The 18,336-nt window shown below is 54.3% G+C and carries 13 protein-coding genes and 1 pseudogene; 6 read left to right on the plus strand and 8 right to left on the minus strand.

Annotated features, from left to right (window positions below):
• The first annotated feature begins 137 nt into the window (after nt 1-137).
• Together tssI and FDX09_RS02855 are read left to right on the plus strand one after the other, a co-directional pair.
• Nucleotides 138-2,101: pseudogene (gene tssI / locus FDX09_RS02850) on the plus strand (type VI secretion system tip protein TssI/VgrG).
• The gene (locus tag FDX09_RS02855; RefSeq protein WP_085048414.1) at nt 2,101-2,622 is read left to right on the plus strand and encodes a toxin-antitoxin system YwqK family antitoxin; all 522 of its coding nucleotides are present in this window, start codon (nt 2,101-2,103) and stop codon (nt 2,620-2,622) included. Before tssI ends, FDX09_RS02855 begins: the two are co-directional and overlap by 1 nt.
• A gap of 21 nt (nt 2,623-2,643) precedes the next feature.
• Here FDX09_RS02855 and nrdG read toward each other — a convergent pair whose 3' ends face one another.
• The 5 genes from nrdG to treR form a co-directional block, all read right to left on the minus strand.
• Nucleotides 2,644-3,108, minus strand: a complete 465-nt coding sequence (gene nrdG, locus FDX09_RS02860; protein ID WP_069324767.1) for an anaerobic ribonucleoside-triphosphate reductase-activating protein — start codon at nt 3,106-3,108, stop codon at nt 2,644-2,646.
• A gap of 120 nt (nt 3,109-3,228) precedes the next feature.
• Entirely contained in the window at nt 3,229-5,367 is a 2,139-nt protein-coding gene (gene nrdD / locus FDX09_RS02865) for an anaerobic ribonucleoside-triphosphate reductase (RefSeq protein WP_038636715.1), read from the minus strand.
• Between the two features lie 409 nt (nt 5,368-5,776).
• Nucleotides 5,777-7,429 (minus strand): alpha,alpha-phosphotrehalase, encoded by a 1,653-nt coding sequence (treC, locus tag FDX09_RS02870; RefSeq protein ID WP_137346760.1) that lies wholly within the window; start codon nt 7,427-7,429, stop codon nt 5,777-5,779.
• A 49-nt stretch (nt 7,430-7,478) separates the two neighbouring features.
• Nucleotides 7,479-8,897, minus strand: a complete 1,419-nt coding sequence (gene treB / locus FDX09_RS02875; RefSeq protein WP_038636721.1) for a PTS trehalose transporter subunit IIBC — start codon at nt 8,895-8,897, stop codon at nt 7,479-7,481.
• A gap of 156 nt (nt 8,898-9,053) precedes the next feature.
• The gene (gene treR / locus FDX09_RS02880) at nt 9,054-10,001 is read right to left on the minus strand and encodes a trehalose operon repressor TreR (RefSeq protein ID WP_038636723.1); all 948 of its coding nucleotides are present in this window, start codon (nt 9,999-10,001) and stop codon (nt 9,054-9,056) included.
• Between the two features lie 388 nt (nt 10,002-10,389).
• Between treR and mgtA the strand changes: the two genes are divergently transcribed.
• The 4 genes from mgtA to FDX09_RS02905 all read left to right on the plus strand — a co-directional run bounded on the left by mgtA (nt 10,390) and on the right by FDX09_RS02905 (nt 16,340).
• Nucleotides 10,390-13,098 carry a magnesium-translocating P-type ATPase gene (gene mgtA, locus FDX09_RS02890; RefSeq protein ID WP_137346761.1) on the plus strand — a complete coding sequence of 903 codons (2,709 nt, stop codon included), beginning with the start codon at nt 10,390-10,392 and terminating at the stop codon, nt 13,096-13,098.
• A 375-nt stretch (nt 13,099-13,473) separates the two neighbouring features.
• The gene (locus FDX09_RS02895) at nt 13,474-14,451 is read left to right on the plus strand and encodes a TRAP transporter substrate-binding protein (RefSeq protein WP_087857461.1); all 978 of its coding nucleotides are present in this window, start codon (nt 13,474-13,476) and stop codon (nt 14,449-14,451) included.
• Between the two features lie 62 nt (nt 14,452-14,513).
• Nucleotides 14,514-15,023, plus strand: coding sequence for a TRAP transporter small permease (locus FDX09_RS02900; protein ID WP_038636733.1), 510 nt, complete (start codon nt 14,514-14,516; stop codon nt 15,021-15,023).
• Between the two features lie 30 nt (nt 15,024-15,053).
• The gene (locus FDX09_RS02905) at nt 15,054-16,340 is read left to right on the plus strand and encodes a TRAP transporter large permease (protein ID WP_003839607.1); all 1,287 of its coding nucleotides are present in this window, start codon (nt 15,054-15,056) and stop codon (nt 16,338-16,340) included.
• A 91-nt stretch (nt 16,341-16,431) separates the two neighbouring features.
• Here FDX09_RS02905 and ridA read toward each other — a convergent pair whose 3' ends face one another.
• From ridA to pyrB, 3 genes are all read right to left on the minus strand, one after another.
• Complete coding sequence (gene ridA / locus FDX09_RS02910; protein ID WP_000047544.1) at nt 16,432-16,818, minus strand: 2-iminobutanoate/2-iminopropanoate deaminase; 387 nt, start codon at nt 16,816-16,818, stop codon at nt 16,432-16,434.
• A 76-nt stretch (nt 16,819-16,894) separates the two neighbouring features.
• Nucleotides 16,895-17,356, minus strand: coding sequence for an aspartate carbamoyltransferase regulatory subunit (gene pyrI / locus FDX09_RS02915; RefSeq protein WP_069324772.1), 462 nt, complete (start codon nt 17,354-17,356; stop codon nt 16,895-16,897).
• A 13-nt stretch (nt 17,357-17,369) separates the two neighbouring features.
• Entirely contained in the window at nt 17,370-18,305 is a 936-nt protein-coding gene (gene pyrB / locus FDX09_RS02920) for an aspartate carbamoyltransferase (RefSeq protein WP_038636743.1), read from the minus strand.
• Nucleotides 18,306-18,336: the final 31 nt, after the last annotated feature.

Below are 18,336 nucleotides of genomic sequence, written 5' to 3' on the forward strand. Positions count from 1 at the left end.
TCACGTTATTTTGAATGCAGAACCGCCGGATGGTGGCTTCGCCTTATCCGGCCTACAAAGGCTGCATATTCAGTAGGCCCGCGTAAGCGTAGCGCCACCGGGCATTACGTACTCTACAAATATAAAAGGAATTTCCCATGTCAGATTCCACCATCATCAAACTCACCGCCCCGGCGCTAACCGGTCTTACCGCCGCCACCGCGTACAACGAATCACAGCTTAACGGCCTGACCACCGCCACCGTTGCTGCGGCTACCACCGCGCCGTTAACCCTCGACAGCACGCTGGCAACTCATCTGACAACGACGATCAACAACGCCGACTACGACGGGCTGATTGCCGAGGCGCACCAGCTCCCCGCCACCGCTAACGCCGATCGCTACCAGTTTGTGCTGCGCCCGTGGCTGTGGTGGCTGACGCTTGCCAGTAACAACCGCGTGTTTCAGAACCTCAGCGCGCAGGAAATTGTCGAGAAGGTGTTTAAAGACGGCGGTTTTAGCGACTATAAATTCCAGCTCAAAACCAAACCGGCAAAACGCGAATATTGCCTGCAATATAACGAAAGTGATTTTAATTTTATTTCGCGATTGCTGGAGCAGGAGGGAATTTTCTGGTTCTTCACTCATGCGCAGGGTAAGCACACGCTGATGTTGGTGGATGATAACAGCGCCTTCCCACCCATTCCCGGCGAGAAAAAGGTCAAGTATCAGGCCGCAGCAAGCGGCGAGCGGGAAACCGGCATGATTCGTTCGGCACAGTTGCACTTGCAGGCCACCGCCCAAGGGTTCCAGAGCAGCGACTATAACTACGAGCAGCCAAAAGCGGCGCTGTTTGCCCAGGCCGGTGAGAAGAAGGGCGGTATGCAGTATCAGCATCCGGGGCGTTTTAGCGTTAAAGCCGAAGGCGACGCGCTGACGGCGTGGAAGGTTAACGCCCTGAAAGCGCAGGCGAAACAGCTGGTCGGTGAAAGCGACTGCGCGGCGTTGATGGCCGGGCACTGGTTTACGCTAACCGATCATGACGACAAATCTCTGAACATCGACTGGCTAATCACCGCCGTTAGCCACGAGTACGACGGTGAACGCTATCGCAACCGCTTCACTGCTATACCAAAGGCCACGCCGTATCGCCCCCTCGCCGTGACGCCACAGCCCTTTATGCATACGCAAACGGCGACGGTGGTGGGTAAAAGCGGCGAGGAGATCTGGACCGACAAACTTGGTCGGGTGAAGGTGCAGTTCCCATGGGACAGAGAGGGCAAAAGCGACGAAACCAGCTCCTGCTGGCTGCGGGTGGCGACGGCGTGGAGCGGCAACGGCTTCGGCGCGCAGTTTATCCCGCGCATCGGTCAGGAAGTGGTGGTGAGCTTTATCGACGGCGACCCGGATAAACCGCTGATTACCGGCTGCGTCTACAACGGCGCGAATGCGCTGCCGTACGCACTTCCGGCGAACCAGACCCAGTCGGGCATTAAAACCAAAAGTGAAAAAGGCTTCAACGAACTACGCTTCGACGACAAAAAAGATGCCGAGCTGCTGGCGATGCAGGCGCAAAAAGACTTCCAGCTTACCGTTCTTAACGACAGCAAAACGACTATCAGCCATGACGACATTCAGAACGTCAAAAACGACCGCACGCGTACCGTTGAAGAGGGCAACGAAACCGTCACCCTAAAAAAAGCAATCGTGCGGTGAAAATCGAAAAAGGCAGCGACACACTGGAGGTAAAAGAGAAGCGCAGCGTGACGGTGAAAGGCGATCAGGAGCACGTCATCGACGGCAACGAGACGCATAAGGTAAAGGGCAACTACACGCTGAACGTCGATGGCAACCTGACGATTAAGGTCAGCGGTACGCTAACTCTCGAGAGCGGTAAAACGTTGGACATCAAGAGCGGGTCGAGTCTTAACGCCAGCGCGTCGGGCAGCATGAAGCTGGATGCCACCAGCATAGTCAGTGAAGCGAAAGCCTCGCTGACCCAGAAAGCCGCAACCATCAGCCACGAAGCAAAAGCCACGCTCACCAGCAAAGCCAGCGCGACCCAAACGGTGGATGGTGGCGGGATGCTGATGATTAAAGGTGGCCTGGTGAAGATTAACTGATGAGCGATACGCAGGAATATCACCTGGATAACACCCTGCTACGGGCAAATCTTGCGAACGACCAGCTAAACGGTGAGACGCGAATTGAAGAGAACGGACGCCTGCTGGCAGTTTTGCGATATCAACAGGGGGCGCTGCATGGGGTAATGGAGCGCTGGCATCCTAACGGTCAGCTAGCTATGCAGCAGGCGTATCGTGAGGGCAGGCCGGACGGTATTGCTCGTTACTTCTCGGAAAACGGCGAGCTACTGCGAGAAGAGCAGTGGCTTGACGGCCTGCTGCACGGCGAATGCCGCAGCTTTTATCCTTCCGGGCAGCTACAGCAGCGTGAGCAGTGGAGTCAGGGGTTGCGTCACCAACTCAGCGAACAGTTCTATCCGGACGGCTCGCTTGCCCAGCGTCTCTGTTACGAAAAGGGGATACTGAAAGGGGAAGCGGAGCGCTGGCTGCCGGATGGGCGTGCCATTGATGCCCGTGGTAAAGCGCAATCGCGAATGAGTAAATGGACGGAGAGGCTGTGAACACGCCTCTCCTGAGTGATTTTATCGCAAATGATGCACGACCTGGTTGCTGCTACCGCGCCAGATCAGCGCCGGGTCTTTGAGGTCCTGCACAAATTTGCCATCAACCAGCACGTTGATGAGATCCACCACCTGCATCTGTGCGGCGTTGAGTTCATCGAGCTTGTAGCCGGTCCACACCCAGATATCTTTCCCCGGACACTCAGCGCGAATACGTTGTACCAGTTGCAGAATATCCGGCACGTTTTGCGGATGCAGCGGATCGCCGCCCGACAGCGAAATTCCCTGACGGTGAATACGCGTGTCGTTCAGATCGGCAATGATCTTATCTTCCATCTCTTTGGTAAACGGCTCGCCGGAATTGAGCCGCCAGGTGCTTTTGTTATAGCAACCGGGGCATTCGTGTACGCACCCTGACACAAACAGGGTGCATCGGGTTCCTGGGCCGTTGACGATATCGACAGGATAGTATTGATGGTAGCGCATAGAGGATGTCCAGAAAGCATGTAGGCCGGATAAGGTGCTTGCACCGCATCCGGCAACATTGTGATGCCTGATGGCGACGCGATTGCGTCTTATCAGGCCTACGGCCTTTGCAAACGGATATTAACCTATCTGCCCATTGCCTAAATGCTTAACGCGGCGCTTCACTTCTTCCTGCTTACCGGCGTTAAACGGACGTGCGTCCGGACTGCCTAAATAACCGCACACGCGGCGGGTGACCGACACGCGCGCGGCGTCGTGGTTACCACATTTCGGGCAGGTGAAGCCTTTACTGGTGCACTCGAACTCACCGGTAAAGCCGCACTCGTAGCATTCATCGATTGGCGTGTTGGTACCGTAATACGGCACGTGCTGATAGCTGTAATCCCAAACGTCTTCCAGCGCTTTCAGGTTGTGCTGAATATTCGGGTACTCGCCGTAGCAAATGAAGCCCCCGCTCGCCAGCGGCGGGTATGGCGCTTCGAAATCGATCTTGTCGTACGGGTTCACCTTTTTCTCCACGTCGAGGTGGAAGCTGTTGGTGTAGTAACCTTTGTCGGTTACGCCCGGCACCACGCCAAACTCGGCGGTATCCAGACGGCAGAAGCGGTCACACAGGTTTTCACTCGGCGTGCTGTACAGGCTAAAGCCATAGCCGGTCTCGTCTTTCCACTGATCGACCGCCTGACGCAGACGTTCCACAATGGCGATACCTTTGGCGCGCAGTTGCTCGCTGTCATAGACATGTTTGTCGCCAAACAGCGCGTTGATGGTCTCATGAATGCCGATGTAGCCCAGAGAGATAGAGGCGCGACCATTTTTAAAGATCTCAGACACGTCATCGTCCGCTTTCAGACGCACGCCGCAGGCACCTTCCATGTACAGAATGGGCGCAACGCGGGCTTTTACGCCTTCCAGACGCGCGATACGTGTCATTAGCGCTTTACGCGCCAGCACCAGACGGTCGTCGAGCAGTTTCCAGAAGGTGGCTTCATCGCCATGGGCTTCCAGCGCGATACGCGGCAGGTTGAGGCTGATAACGCCGAGGTTGTTGCGACCATCGTGAACCTGTTCGCCGTTCTCGTTTTCCCACACGCCGAGGAAGCTGCGGCAGCCCATTGGCGTTTTGAACGAACCGGTGACTTTGACCACCTGATCGTAGTTCAGGATGTCCGGGTACATACGCTTGCTCGCGCATTCCAGCGCCAACTGCTTGATGTCGTAGTTCGGATCGCCAAACTTGTGGTTCAGACCATCGCGAATCGCGAACACCAGTTTCGGGAACACGGCGGTTTTACGGTTTTTACCGAGGCCAGCAATGCGGTTACGCAGAATAGACTGCTGGATCAAACGCGATTCCCAACTGGTGCCCAGGCCAAAACCAAAGGTGACGAACGGCGTCTGACCGTTGGCGGTATGCAGGGTGTTCACTTCATACTCAAGGGACTGGAATGCGTCGTAGCACTCTTTTTCGGTACGGGAATGGGCATAACCGTCAGCGTCCGGGATCTGCCATTCTTCAGCGGTCTTGCGATGTTTATTAAAGCTCTCGGTCACGAACGGCGCGAGAACTTCATCAATACGGTTAATGGTAGTACCGCCATAAATATGGCTGGCAACCTGCGCGATAATCTGCGCGGTCACGGCGGTCGCGGTAGAGATGGATTTTGGCGGCTCAATCTCCGCGTTACCCATCTTAAAGCCCTGCGTCAGCATGCCTTTCAGGTCGATCAGCATGCAGTTAAACATCGGGAAGAACGGCGAGTAGTCGAGATCGTGATAGTGAATATCACCACGCTCGTGCGCCTGAACGACATCACGCGGCAGCAGGTGTTGGCGCGCATAGTGTTTGGCGACGATACCGGCCAGCAGATCGCGCTGGGTCGGGATCACTTTGCTGTCTTTGTTGGCGTTTTCGTTCAGCAGAGCAGAGTTGGTTTGCTCAACCAGACCACGAATTTCCTGGTTCAGACGGCCACGTTTTTCACGCTGGATATCACGGTCGTGGCGATATTCGATGTACGCACGGGCGAGTTGTTTGTACGGGCCAGACATCAGCTGGTTTTCTACCGCTGTCTGGATCTCGTTGATATCGACCTGGCTGCGCTCATTCATCAGGCTACTAACGACTTCTGCGACGGTGGCACAGTAATCTGCGTCATCGACTCCCGCTGCTTTAGCTGCACGCAGAATGGCTTCTTTGATGCGCTCTGATTTAAACGGCACTTTACAGCCATCTCGTTTCATCACATGCGGTGTCATGATCACTCCATATTTATAAGAACAGGTTATCCACAGAGGTTGGGGAAGCGACCATGGCTTTATTCATCTCTATTGCCAATGACTTCCCGCAATCCTGACCCACGTTATCCACAATTCCACCGTGAAGTGGTGCATTGTAGTTGTAGCAATTATAGGCGATTAATACAACATATTGGGTCGGCGTGCATTTTAAGTTCTATATGTAGTGATTTGCATCAAGGATGTTTACGATTTTTTTGATGTAGCGCAAAGTAAAAATCGGAGCGTACAGATGACGGGCGCTACAGCCGATTGTAAATTACCCCTGGAAAATTCTGATTAATTATTCAGCAAAAACAGGAAGGTAAGCTGAGCGTAGGCGACAACGCCCGGCAGCGCTATGCGTACCGGGCCTGAACATCATTGCAAGCTATTTTTGCACCCACCAGACGGCTTCAAAAGGACGCAGCGTCATGTCAACGGGTTGGCTGGCGACCTCGGCATAGTTGTGCATCAGCACCTGCCAGTTTCCGTCGGCATGCGTCGGTTGCCAGTTCTGGAAGGTATCGCTCAGGTTGGCAATGACCAGCAGCCGCCGTCCTTGCCATTCGCGCTGATAACACCATACGTGTGGGCTGTCTGGTAACAGATCCTGGTAATCGCCCCAGGTGATAACCGGCTCCGTTTTACGCAGGGCGATCAGCTTCTGATAGGTGTAAAACACAGAATCAGCATCATCAAGCGCCGCTGCAACGTTGATCTTGGCTGCGTTGTCACACAGATTGATCCACGGTTCGCCCGCGGTGAAACCCGCGTGCTGGCTGGCATCCCACTGCATTGGCGTGCGGCTATTATCGCGGGATTTACTGGCGAGGATTGCCAGCAACTCTTCGGCATCGCGTCCCTGCCCGTTCAGTTCGGCGAACATGTTATGGCTTTCTACATCGCGGTAATCAGTAATCTGGCGGAAGTGCGGGTTGGTCATGCCAATCTCTTCCCCCTGGTAGATATAGGGCGTGCCCTGCATACCGTGTAGCACCATCGCCAGCATTTTGGCGGCGGGCACACGGTATTTCCCTTCATCGCCAAAACGCGACACGATGCGCGGCTGATCGTGGTTACACCAGAACAGCGCATTCCATGCGACGTTATGCATGCCCTGCTGCCAGTGGCGGAACAGAGTTTTGAGCGCCACGTAGTCCGGTTTGGCTAACGTCCATTTTTCACCGTTGGGGTAATCCACCTTCAGGTGGTGGAAATTAAAAGTCATCGACAGTTCGCTACCGTCCAGCGCGGCGTATTGCTGACAGTTTTCCAGCGTGGTGGAAGACATTTCGCCGACCGTCATCAGGCTACGTGGGGTGAAAACGTCGCGGTTCATCTCGCGTAAAAACGCATGCGCGCGCGGACCGTCGGTATAAAAACGGCGGCCATCGCCGTCGGGATCGTTCGGGAAGTCCTGATCTTTGGAGATAAGATTGACTACGTCGAGGCGCAGGCCGTCCACGCCGCGATCGGCCCAGAACTCGCACACTTTTTTCAGCTCGGCGCGTACCGCCGGGTTTTGCCAGTTCAGGTCGGCCTGCTCAGGGGCAAAGAGATGCAGATAATACTGCTCGCTTTCGGCGTGCCAGCCCCAGGCGCTGCCGCCAAATTTTGACTGCCAGTTGTTCGGCGGGGTGGTCGGTTCGCCGTCGCGCCAGAGATAAAACTGACGATACGGGCTGTCTTTATCCAGCGCCTCACGAAACCAGGCGTGCTGGGTTGAGGTGTGGTTAAACACCATATCCAGAATAATGCGTATGCCGCGCGCTTTCGCCGCTGCTACCAGTTCGTCAAAGTCTGCAAGCGTGCCGTAAGCCGGGTCAACTGACATGTAGTCGGCGACATCGTAACCGTTATCAACCTGCGGCGAAATGTAGAACGGCGTCAGCCAGATAGCGTCCACGCCCAGCTTTTGCAGATAGCCGAGGCGCTGCGTTACGCCGCGCAAATCACCCGTGCCGCTGCCGGTGGTGTCCTGAAAACTCTTGGGATACACCTGATAGATAACGCCGTTTTGCCACCAGTGTGGAATATTCATTGCTGTTTCCTGGAGATACGATGGGGCGCAACTGCGCCCCGAAGAAAAGTTACACAATCTGTAATGTGCCCTGACGGTATTTACGCTGGTAGACGAATGAGGTCAGTACCATCGGGATAACGATCGCGATGACCATCGCCATGCCAAACACCTGCCAGTAAGTCGGCTGAATGGAGAGGATACCCGGCAGGCCGCCGACGCCAATGCCGTTCGCCATCACGCCGTTCAGGCCGCACAGCAGACCGGCGAGACCGGAGCCGATCATCGCGCACAGCATCGGGAAGCGGTATTTCAGGTTGATCCCGTACATCGCCGGTTCCGTTACCCCGAGATAAGCCGAGATCGCCGCAGGTACTGATATTTCGCGTTCATTGTGTTTGCGGCTGGAGATAATGATGCCGACCACCGCAGAAGCCTGAGCGATGTTTGACAGCGCAATCAGCGGCCATACCGGCGTACCGCCCATGCTCTGGATCATCTGCATGTCGATAGCCAGCGTGGTCTGGTGTACGCCGGTGATCACCAGCGGCGCATACAGGAAGCCGAACAGCGCCGCGCCAATCGGCGCAAAGCTGCCGGTCATCAGATGACGAACCGCGAACGCCACGCCGTCGCCGATCATGCGGCCAAACGGACCGATAAACGCGTGCGCAAGGAACACCGCGAGGATCAGCGAGCACACCGGGACGATCACCAGATACAGATAATCCGGGACGATGCGTTTCATGCGCGTTTCAATAAATCCAAGCGCCAGGCCAGCCAGCAGGGCCGGGATAACCTGCGCCTGGTAGCCCACCTTCTCGATACTGAACAGGCCGAAGTTCCACACTTCCGGCACCTGTTGACCGAGCAGATAGGCGTTCATCAGCTGCGGCGAAACCAGGGTCACACCCAGCACAATACCGAGGATCGGCGTACCGCCCATTTTCTTCACCGCTGACCAGCAGATCCCGACAGGCAGATAGAAGAAGATCGCTTCGCCAATCAGCCACAGGAAGTCGTAGAGGGTTTTCAGCGACGGATGCATCTGCGCCAGCGTCTGCCCGTTACTCATTGGCAGATCGCCGATCACATTGCGAAAACCTAAGATCAAGCCGCCGCTAATCAGCGCTGGCAGCAGAGGGAAGAAGATCTCTGCAAAATGAGAAATGAGCTGTTCATGCCACTTCATGTTCTGCCGCGCGGCTTTTTTCGCCTGCTCTTTGTCGGCGCTGGCCTGGCCGGTGGTCGCCAGCAGCGCTTTGTAGTAATCGCCCACCTCGGTGCCAATCACCACCTGAAACTGCCCGGCGTTGGTGAAGCAGCCTTTGACCATCGGCAACTGCTCTATCTCTTTTGGCCTGGCATTCGCAGGCTGATTCAGCACAAAACGCAGGCGAGTGATGCAGTGGCTCACCGTAGCGATATTGTCGCGCCCGCCTACCAGCTCAATCAGCCGGTCGATGTCTGCTTGTTTTATTTTGCTCATGATGACGTGTATTCCCCGTAGGCCGGATAAGACGCGTTAGGTCGCCATCCGGCAACTCCCGCGTTGTTGGCGCAAGAGTATATCTTCGATGAATATTTAAAAACGGGAACGTTCCCGAAACGCAGCGAAGATCACAAATTAGCGCTCAGAAAGCGATCAGGCGAGGGTGGAGGGAATAACGATTTGTCGCGGTTCGCTACGGCCGTTGATCTGCTCGATCAGCTGCGAGGCCGCTTGTCGTCCGGCTTCGGCGTAACCGGGATCGACGGTGATAATTTCCGGATGGAGGAATTTCATTAGCGGTGTGTTGCCCACACTCGCCAACTGCAGATTATCAATCCGCTGCTCCTGCAGATATTTGCTGACCCCAAGGGCAAGGGTATCCGTCGCGCAGACTAAGGCGGTGGTTTCCGGGGTGATGACATTGGCGGCCTGCTCATAACCCTGCTTCATGGCCAGGCCCGGTAGCGCGGCAACCGGATGCAGTTTGTGTTTCTTACAGAATGCCAGGTAGGCTTCATGACGGCGCTTACCGGTGGTCACGTCGCTATGGGGGACGCCAAGAAAGCTAATATGGCGGTGGTCGCGATCGTATAAACGCTGCATCAGGGTATGAATAGCGCCCTCATCGTCATAGCAGACGGAGGCAAAGCCTTTGGCATCTCTGGCCAGCAGCACCAGAGAATCCTGCCAGGAGGTGAGCATCGTTTCGGTAATGCCGGTAAAACCAAACAGCACCACACCGTCAATATTACGGCGTCTGAGCATGCCCAGATGTTCTTCGACCAGTTCAGGCGAGAACTGGCTTTCCATCATGATCGGATCGTAACCCTGTTCATAAAAAGCGGGCAGCATGGTCTGCACGGCGAGATTTTCTGAAAGAGAATCCAGGCGCGTGACGATAATCGCCACCACCTTGTCGCTTTGCCCACGCATGGCGCGTGCAGAGCGGGAAGGGGAAAAACCGTGCTGATTCATCACCGCTTCGACGCGTTCACGGGTACGTTCGCTGACGCCGCTTTCGTTGTTGAGAACGCGGGAAACCGTGGATTTCCCCACACCGCTTAAGCGGGCGATGTCTTTAATGGTCAGCCGATTTTGCATCCTGTTTTCCCGTGTCGCGTGTGAAGTTATGCCAAAAGAGAATAACTTTACTCAAGCACAGTGCAATGGGCAAAGTCTGGTATACGTTTGGTTTAGTTTCTATGCTTTATCATACCGCCATAATTGCCACAAACCTTATGGTTTTCTGCGTATAATCCGCGGCGCTTATCATTCACTTACCGGAGGCTATATGGATCCCGATCCCACCCCTCTCCCGAGACGGAGAAACAACATTTTCCGGTAAGCCTGTCTTTCACTGTCTTACCGGATGCGTAAGACAGTGACGTTCTGACGTCCCTGTTGTGATTTTAAAATTGCCATCAGGCAAGGCTTTGCCACGCCTGAAAGATTTACTGCGCCTGTTAAGACTGGCGCAGGGGGACTGCCTATGTTCAAAAATATTACTCGCCAGCTGTTTGCCCGGCCTAACCGCCATTTACCACATCGTCTGGTGCATCGCGACCCGTTGCCCAATGCGCAGACCGTTGCCAGCACACCGATCCCGCCCTCGCTGAGCGAACATTGCCTGAAAATGGCGCTGATGGACGAAGCCGCGCTGTGGAAAACGTTTGGCGCACATCCGGAAGGATTAAACGCCGCAGAGGTCGAGAGCGCCCGCGAAATCCATGGCGAAAACCAGTTGCCGGCGCAGAAGCCGTCGCCGTGGTGGGTGCATCTGTGGGTCTGCTACCGCAATCCGTTTAATATTCTGCTGACCATTCTTGGCGCCATTTCCTATGCCACTGAGGATCTGTTTGCTGCTGGCGTAATCGCGCTGATGGTCGCCATCTCGACGCTGCTGAATTTTGTGCAGGAGGCGCGTTCCACCAAAGCGGCAGATGCGCTGAAAGCGATGGTCAGCAACACCGCCACGGTGCTGCGCGTTATCAACGAAAAAGGCGAGAACGGTTGGGTTGAACTGCCAATTGACCAGTTGGTACCCGGTGATGTCATCAAGCTGGCGGCAGGGGATATGATCCCGGCGGATTTACGTATCGTCCAGGCGCGCGATCTGTTTGTGGCGCAGGCTTCGCTGACCGGTGAATCGCTGCCCGTGGAGAAAGTCGCAACCAGCCGCGACCCGCAGCAAAGCAACCCGCTGGAGTGCGATACTCTGTGCTTTATGGGGACCAATGTGGTGAGCGGCACGGCGCAGGCTATCGTGATTTCGACCGGAGCCAATACCTGGTTCGGGCAACTGGCGGGGCGCGTCAGCGAGCAGGAAAGCGAGCAGAATGCCTTCCAGAAAGGGATCAGCCGCGTCAGCATGTTGCTGATCCGCTTTATGCTGGTGATGGCGCCCATTGTGCTCATCATTAACGGCTATACCAAAGGCGACTGGTGGGAGGCGGCGCTGTTTGCGCTGTCTGTGGCGGTGGGGCTGACCCCGGAAATGCTGCCGATGATCGTCACCTCGACGCTGGCGCGCGGGGCGGTAAAGCTGTCTAAACAGAAAGTCATCGTCAAGCACCTTGATGCCATCCAGAACTTTGGCGCGATGGATATCCTGTGCACCGATAAAACCGGGACCCTGACGCAGGATAAAATTGTGCTGGAGAATCATACTGATATCTCTGGAAAACCCAGCGAGCACGTTCTGCATTCCGCGTGGCTGAACAGCCATTACCAGACCGGGCTGAAGAATCTGCTGGATACGGCGGTACTGGAAGGCGTGGATGAGGAATCTGCCCGCCAGCTTTCTACCCGTTGGCAGAAAATCGATGAGATCCCGTTTGATTTTGAACGTCGCCGCATGTCGGTGGTGGTGGCGGAAGAAACGGATGTGCACCACCTGGTGTGCAAAGGCGCGCTGCAGGAGATCCTCAGCGTCTGCACCCAGGTGCGTCACAACGGCGAGATTGTCCCCCTGGATGAGGGCATGCTGCGTCGGGTGAAACGCGTTACCGATACGCTGAACCGTCAGGGGCTGCGCGTAGTGGCGGTGGCCACCAAGTACCTGCCCGCGCGTGAAGGTGATTACCAGCGTATTGATGAGTCGGATCTGATCCTCGAAGGCTATATCGCGTTCCTCGATCCGCCGAAAGAGACCACCGCGCCGGCGCTGAAGGCGCTGAAAGCCAGCGGTATTACGGTGAAAATTCTCACCGGCGATAGCGAGCTGGTGGCGGCAAAAGTGTGCCATGAAGTGGGGCTGGATGCGGGCGATGTGGTGATTGGCAGCAGCATTGAAGGATTAAGCGATGACGAACTGGCAACGCTTGCTCAGCGCACCACGTTGTTTGCCCGCCTGACGCCAATGCACAAAGAGCGCATTGTCACGCTGCTCAAACGTGAAGGCCACGTGGTTGGCTTTATGGGCGATGGCATCAACGACGCTCCGGCGCTGCGCGCGGCGGACATCGGTATCTCTGTTGATGGCGCGGTCGATATTGCGCGTGAAGCGGCGGATATTATCCTGCTGGAAAAGAGCCTGATGGTGCTGGAAGAAGGGGTGATCGAAGGACGCCGTACTTTTTCTAACATGTTGAAGTACATCAAAATGACGGCCAGTTCTAACTTCGGTAACGTGTTTAGCGTGCTGGTGGCGAGCGCCTTTTTACCGTTCCTGCCGATGTTGCCGCTGCACTTACTGATTCAGAACCTGCTGTATGATGTATCCCAGGTGGCGATTCCGTTTGATAACGTCGACGAAGAGCAGATCAAAAAGCCCCAGCGTTGGAATCCCGCCGAACTGGGCCGCTTTATGATCTTCTTTGGGCCGATCAGCTCGATCTTTGACATTCTGACCTTTTGCCTGATGTGGTTTGTCTTCCATGCCAATACGCCAGAGCATCAGACGTTGTTCCAGTCGGGCTGGTTCGTGGTGGGCCTGCTGTCGCAAACGCTGATTGTGCATATGATCCGTACCCGTCGCGTGCCGTTTATCCAAAGTTGCGCCGCATGGCCGCTGATGCTAATGACGCTGGTCGTGATGGTGGTGGGCATTGCCTTACCGTTTTCGCCGCTGGCCAGCTATCTGCAATTGCAGGCGCTGCCGCTGAGCTACTTCCCGTGGCTGATTGCGATTCTGGCGGGCTACATGACATTGACCCAATTAGTGAAAGGTTTTTATAGCCGTCGCTACGGTTGGCAGTAAACATCAAACTTCTCAGCAGGATGGTGTAAATACCATCCTGCATTTCTCTTTTTCATTCGAAAGATATTCTCGCGAAATAGTAGTGTTTTATTTTTATTGAAATGCTAGCTGAGGGAATTAGTATCAAATCGCCTTCTTTGCGTTGTTTTTTTATCAATAAAACGATCTGTGTTGCAAAAATGAAACACTGTGCTAAAAATTATTAGCATCTGCGATTTTTTGTGAACGCAGTCATCGAAATAAATTGTTACACCAGCTAGTCTGCGCAGGTAACGTCGTTAAGAAAGTTTCTCGCTGCCCGTTTTAATTCCGGCAGTCATTTGCTCTGCAAGCTATTCCTGTTAATGGATATTATGAACTTCTGGAGAAGGACAAATGAAACTGACAAAAAACCTGTTAAGTCTGTGTATTGGCGCGTCCGTATTACTGGCGAGTCATGCAACGCTGGCACAAACTTTTCGCGCCGCGGATGTGCATCCGGCTGATTACCCGAACGTCGTCGCAGTGAAACATATGGGGGAGAAACTCAGCGCCGCGACCGATGGTCGTCTGGAGATTAAAACATTTCCAGGTGGCGTGTTAGGTGATGAAAAACAGATGATTGAGCAGGCGCAATTAGGCGCTATCGATATTATTCGCGTCTCAATGACGCCTGTTGCCGCCATTCTTCCTGAAATTAACGTATTTACCCTGCCGTATATCTTTCGCGATGAAGACCATATGCATAAGGTCCTTGACGGCATGATCGGTCAGGAGATTGGCGACCGCCTGACGGCCAATACGAAATCGCGGCTGGTATTCCTGGGTTGGATGGACGCCGGGACGCGCAACCTGATTACCAAAAATCCGGTGGTGAAACCGGAAGATTTACACGGTATGAAAATCCGCGTTCAGGCGAGTCCGATAGCGCTGGATACCTTAAAGGCGATGGGCGCTAACTCTATCGTGATGGGCGTCAGCGAAGTGTTTAGCGGTATGCAGACCGGCGTTATTGATGGTACGGAAAATAACCCGCCAACATTTGTTGCGCACAACTATTTACCGGTCGTTAAAAACTATACCTGGAGCAAACACTTTATTATTCCTGAGCTTTTTCTGTTTTCCAAAGCCAAATGGGATAAATTGAAAAAAGAAGACCAGGAACTCATTATTAAGCTCGCCAAAGAAGCGCAGGTTGAACAACGCAAACTTTGGCAAGAATATAATGCGAAATCTCTGGAAACTATGAAAGCCAATGGCGTTCAGTTCCACGATATTGATACGGACTATTTCTATAAAGCCACGCAGTCAGTGCGGGATAATTACGGTAAAGACCACCAGGATTTGATCAAACGTATTCAGGATGTGAAGTAATTCATCAGGCGGAGGGGAGCAATCCTCTGCCTGAGTCTTTTGATTAATTCGAGGTGATAATTATGGGTGAATGTTATTCATCGGTAATGGATTTTCTTTATCGGGTCTCTATGTGGATTGCTGGTGTCGCATTATTGGTTATGGTCGCCATTATCCCTATTGGCATATTTGCACGCTATGTCCTGAACAATGCCCTGTCATGGCCTGAACCGGTCGCCATTCTTTGTATGGTGACGTTCACCTTTATTGGCGCGGCGGTGAGCTATCGCGCAGGTTCGCATATCGCGGTGAGCATGGTGATTGACCGTCTGGGGGAGTCCGCCCGTCGTTACTGCTCGATTGTCGCAGATATCATGTTGGTGGCGATCAGCCTGTTTATTCTCTGGTATGGAATCAATCTGTGTCTTGAGCTGTGGGACCAGCCTGTCGCGGAATTCCCGCTTTTAAGCGCCGGGCAAAACTATCTGCCGTTACCGATTGGCTCCGCTATCACGCTGCTGTTTATCGCAGAAAAGATTTTCCGCGGCCCGCAATATCAACGTCCCGTTGTCATGCTGGGTTCAACCAGCTAGTTACCGCCCCCATTTCATTAAGGAAAGCAGATGGATGCATTTATTCTCGTCTTTACGCTTGGCATTATGCTGGCGATTGGGGTACCGGTAGCGTACGCGGTTGGCATTAGCGCCATCATTGGAGCCTGGTATATTGATATTCCGCTGGAAGCCGTGATGATCCAACTGACCAGCGGAGTAAACAAGTTTTCGCTGCTGGCGATCCCATTCTTTATTCTGGCCGGGGCAATCATGGCGGAAGGGGGGATCGCGCGCCGACTGGTGAATTTTGCCTATATTTTCGTTGGCTTTATCCGCGGCGGGCTGTCGCTGGTAAATATCGTCGCCTCGACCTTTTTTGGCGCAATTTCAGGATCGTCGGTGGCCGATACCGCTTCTATCGGTTCAGTGATGATCCCGGAGATGGACAAGAAAGGCTACCCGCGCGACTTTGCCGCTGCGGTAACCGCCAGCGGCTCGGTGCAGGCGATCCTCACGCCGCCCAGCCATAACTCGGTTATCTACTCGCTGGCAACGGGCGGGACGGTGTCGATTGCCGCGCTGTTCATCGCCGGGATCCTGCCGGGCCTGTTGCTGAGCTTTAGCCTGATGGTGATGTGCGTGGCTTTTGCCCATAAACGCGGTTATCCAAAAGGGGAGCGCGTACCGTTTCGCCAGGCGCTGAAGATTTTCGTCGATACGCTGTGGGGATTAATGACGGTGGTGATCATCATGGGCGGGATCCTGTCAGGTATCTTTACCGCAACGGAATCCGCGGCGATTGCCTGTCTTTGGGCCTTCTTTGTCACCATGTTTATCTATCGTGACTATAAATGGTCTGAACTGCCGAAGCTGATGTTCCGCACGGTGAAAACGGTCACTATCGTCATGATCCTGATAGGTTTTGCCGCCGCGTTTGGGGCCGTCATGACCTATATGCAGTTGCCGATGCGGATTACCGAAGCCTTCACCAGCATCTCGGATAACAAATATGTCATCCTGATGTGCATTAACATCATGCTGCTGCTGATCGGTACGCTGATGGACATGGCGCCGCTGATCCTGATCCTGACGCCGGTGCTACTACCGGTGACCAACGCGCTCGGCATTGATCCGGTCCATTTTGGCATGATCATGCTGGTGAACTTAGGGATCGGCCTGATTACGCCGCCGGTGGGGTCGGTGCTGTTTGTGGCCAGTGCGGTGAGTAAGCAGAAAATCGAGCAGGTGGTGAAGGCGATGCTGCCATTCTACCTCGTGCTGTTCCTGGTGCTGATGCTGGTGACATACATTCCGGCGATTTCGCTATTCCTGCCGAAACTGTTTGGCGTGATGTGATAAATGCCCGGTGGCGCTCGCGCTTACCGGGCCTACAAACTACGCTTGCATAGGCCGGATTACGCGAAGCCGCCATCCGGCACAAGGTGGTTTAGCGACGAACGGCGATCGCTTCAATCTCGATTTTCACGTCTTTCGGCAGACGAGCAACTTCCACGCAAGAACGCGCCGGGAAGGTCGCGTTGTGCTCGGTGAAGAACGCTTCGTAGGTGGCGTTGACGGTAGCGAAATCGTTCAGGTCTTTCACGAAGACGGTCGTTTTAACGATGTCGCCCACTTTCAGACCTGCTGCTTCAACGATAGCTTTTACGTTTTCCAGCGACTGACGCGCCTGAGCGGATACGTCTTCCGCTACGGCGCCGGTTTTCGGATCGACCGGGATCTGACCGGAAGTGATTACCATGCTACCCAGGTCAACACCCTGTACGTATGGGCCGATTGCTGCTGGTGCATTTTCCGTCGCGATAGTCTTGCTCATGATTTCTCCTGAATTACAGCGGTAATAGAATGTTCCCGCTCATTATAGGGAGCAGGGATCTCATAACCAACCCCAATTAGTTGGCCAGCACCACATAATGCGAAAACTCTTTTTCACAGTATTTGCATTTGAGTGCGATGTCATCAGCACGCTTTTTCACTGCAAAACTGGAAGAAACCGGCTCAGCATGACTGATGCAGTTGCTGTTCGGACACACCAGCACGTTGTCGATGCGCTCTGGCAGACTCGGACGTGATTTACCCACCACGTCGTAATTATCAATGCGGTTCACCGTTGCCTGCGGCGCGTACAGAGAGAGCTGGTTGACCTGCTCGTCGGTCAGGAAGGTATTTTCAATTTTAATCAGGTCCTTACGACCCATCTCACCGGACGGCAGATTCAGACCGATGGTGATTCGCTGGTCGGTTTCTGTCAGCTTGAACAGCGTCAGCAATTTAAAACCAACCTGTGCGGGAATATGGTCAATCACGGTGCCACGTTTGATGGCTTCAACCTGCAGTTTGTTATCGTGTGTCATCTCTTTTTCTCCCTTACAGTGCCAGTTCGCTATTCAGTACCAGTGCCAGTAACGCCTGGCGGGCGAAGATGCCGTTGCCAGCCTGCTGGAAATACCAGGCGTGCGGCGTCTTATCGACGTCGGTGGTGATTTCATCAATACGCGGCAGCGGATGTAGTACCTTCATATTGGCTCTGGCGCCGTTCAGGTCGCTGGCGCGCAGGACAAACTGTGCTTTCACGTTGGCGTATTCGGATGGGTCCAGACGCTCTTTTTGTACGCGGGTCATGTAGAGGATATCGACTTCCGCCATCACCTCTTCGATAGTGCCATGCAGGCTCCAGGCGATGCCCTTTTCAGTCAGCATATCCAGAATGTACTGCGGCATGGCCAGCGCATCCGGGGCGATGAAGTAGAAGCGGTTGCCTTCAAACTTCGCCAGCGCCTGGGTTAAGGAGTGGACGGTGCGGCCATATTTCAGATCACCCACCATGGCGATTTGCAGATTGTCCAGGCGGCCCTGTGTCTCCTGAATGGTAAACAGATCCAGCAGCGTTTGGGTTGGATGCTGGTTAGAGCCGTCGCCCGCGTTAAGAACCGGGACGTTACCAGAGAATTCTGTTGCCAGACGCGCGGCGCCTTCCTGCGGATGACGCATGACGATGGCGTCGACATAGGTGCTGATGACGGAAATGGTGTCAGCCAGCGTTTCGCCTTTTTTGCCCAGAGACGTGTTGCTGCTGTCAGAGAAACCTACCACGCTGGCGCCCAGACGGTGCATAGAAGTTTCAAAGGATAGACGGGTGCGGGTGGACGCCTCAAAGAAGCAACTGGCGATGACCTTATGCTTTAACAGCTCTGGTTGTGGGTTCGCTTTTAATTTCGCCGCCGTTGCGAGGACCAGATTGAGGTCATCGCGGCTGAGGTCGTTTATGGAAATGATGTGTTTTTGATAGAGCGGGTTAGCCATGTTTATCTCCTGACGCCTGGGCAAAAAAAAA

The sequence above is a fragment of the Citrobacter sp. wls717 genome, assembly GCF_005280955.1.
Classification (GTDB): Bacteria; Pseudomonadota; Gammaproteobacteria; order Enterobacterales; family Enterobacteriaceae; genus Citrobacter; species Citrobacter werkmanii.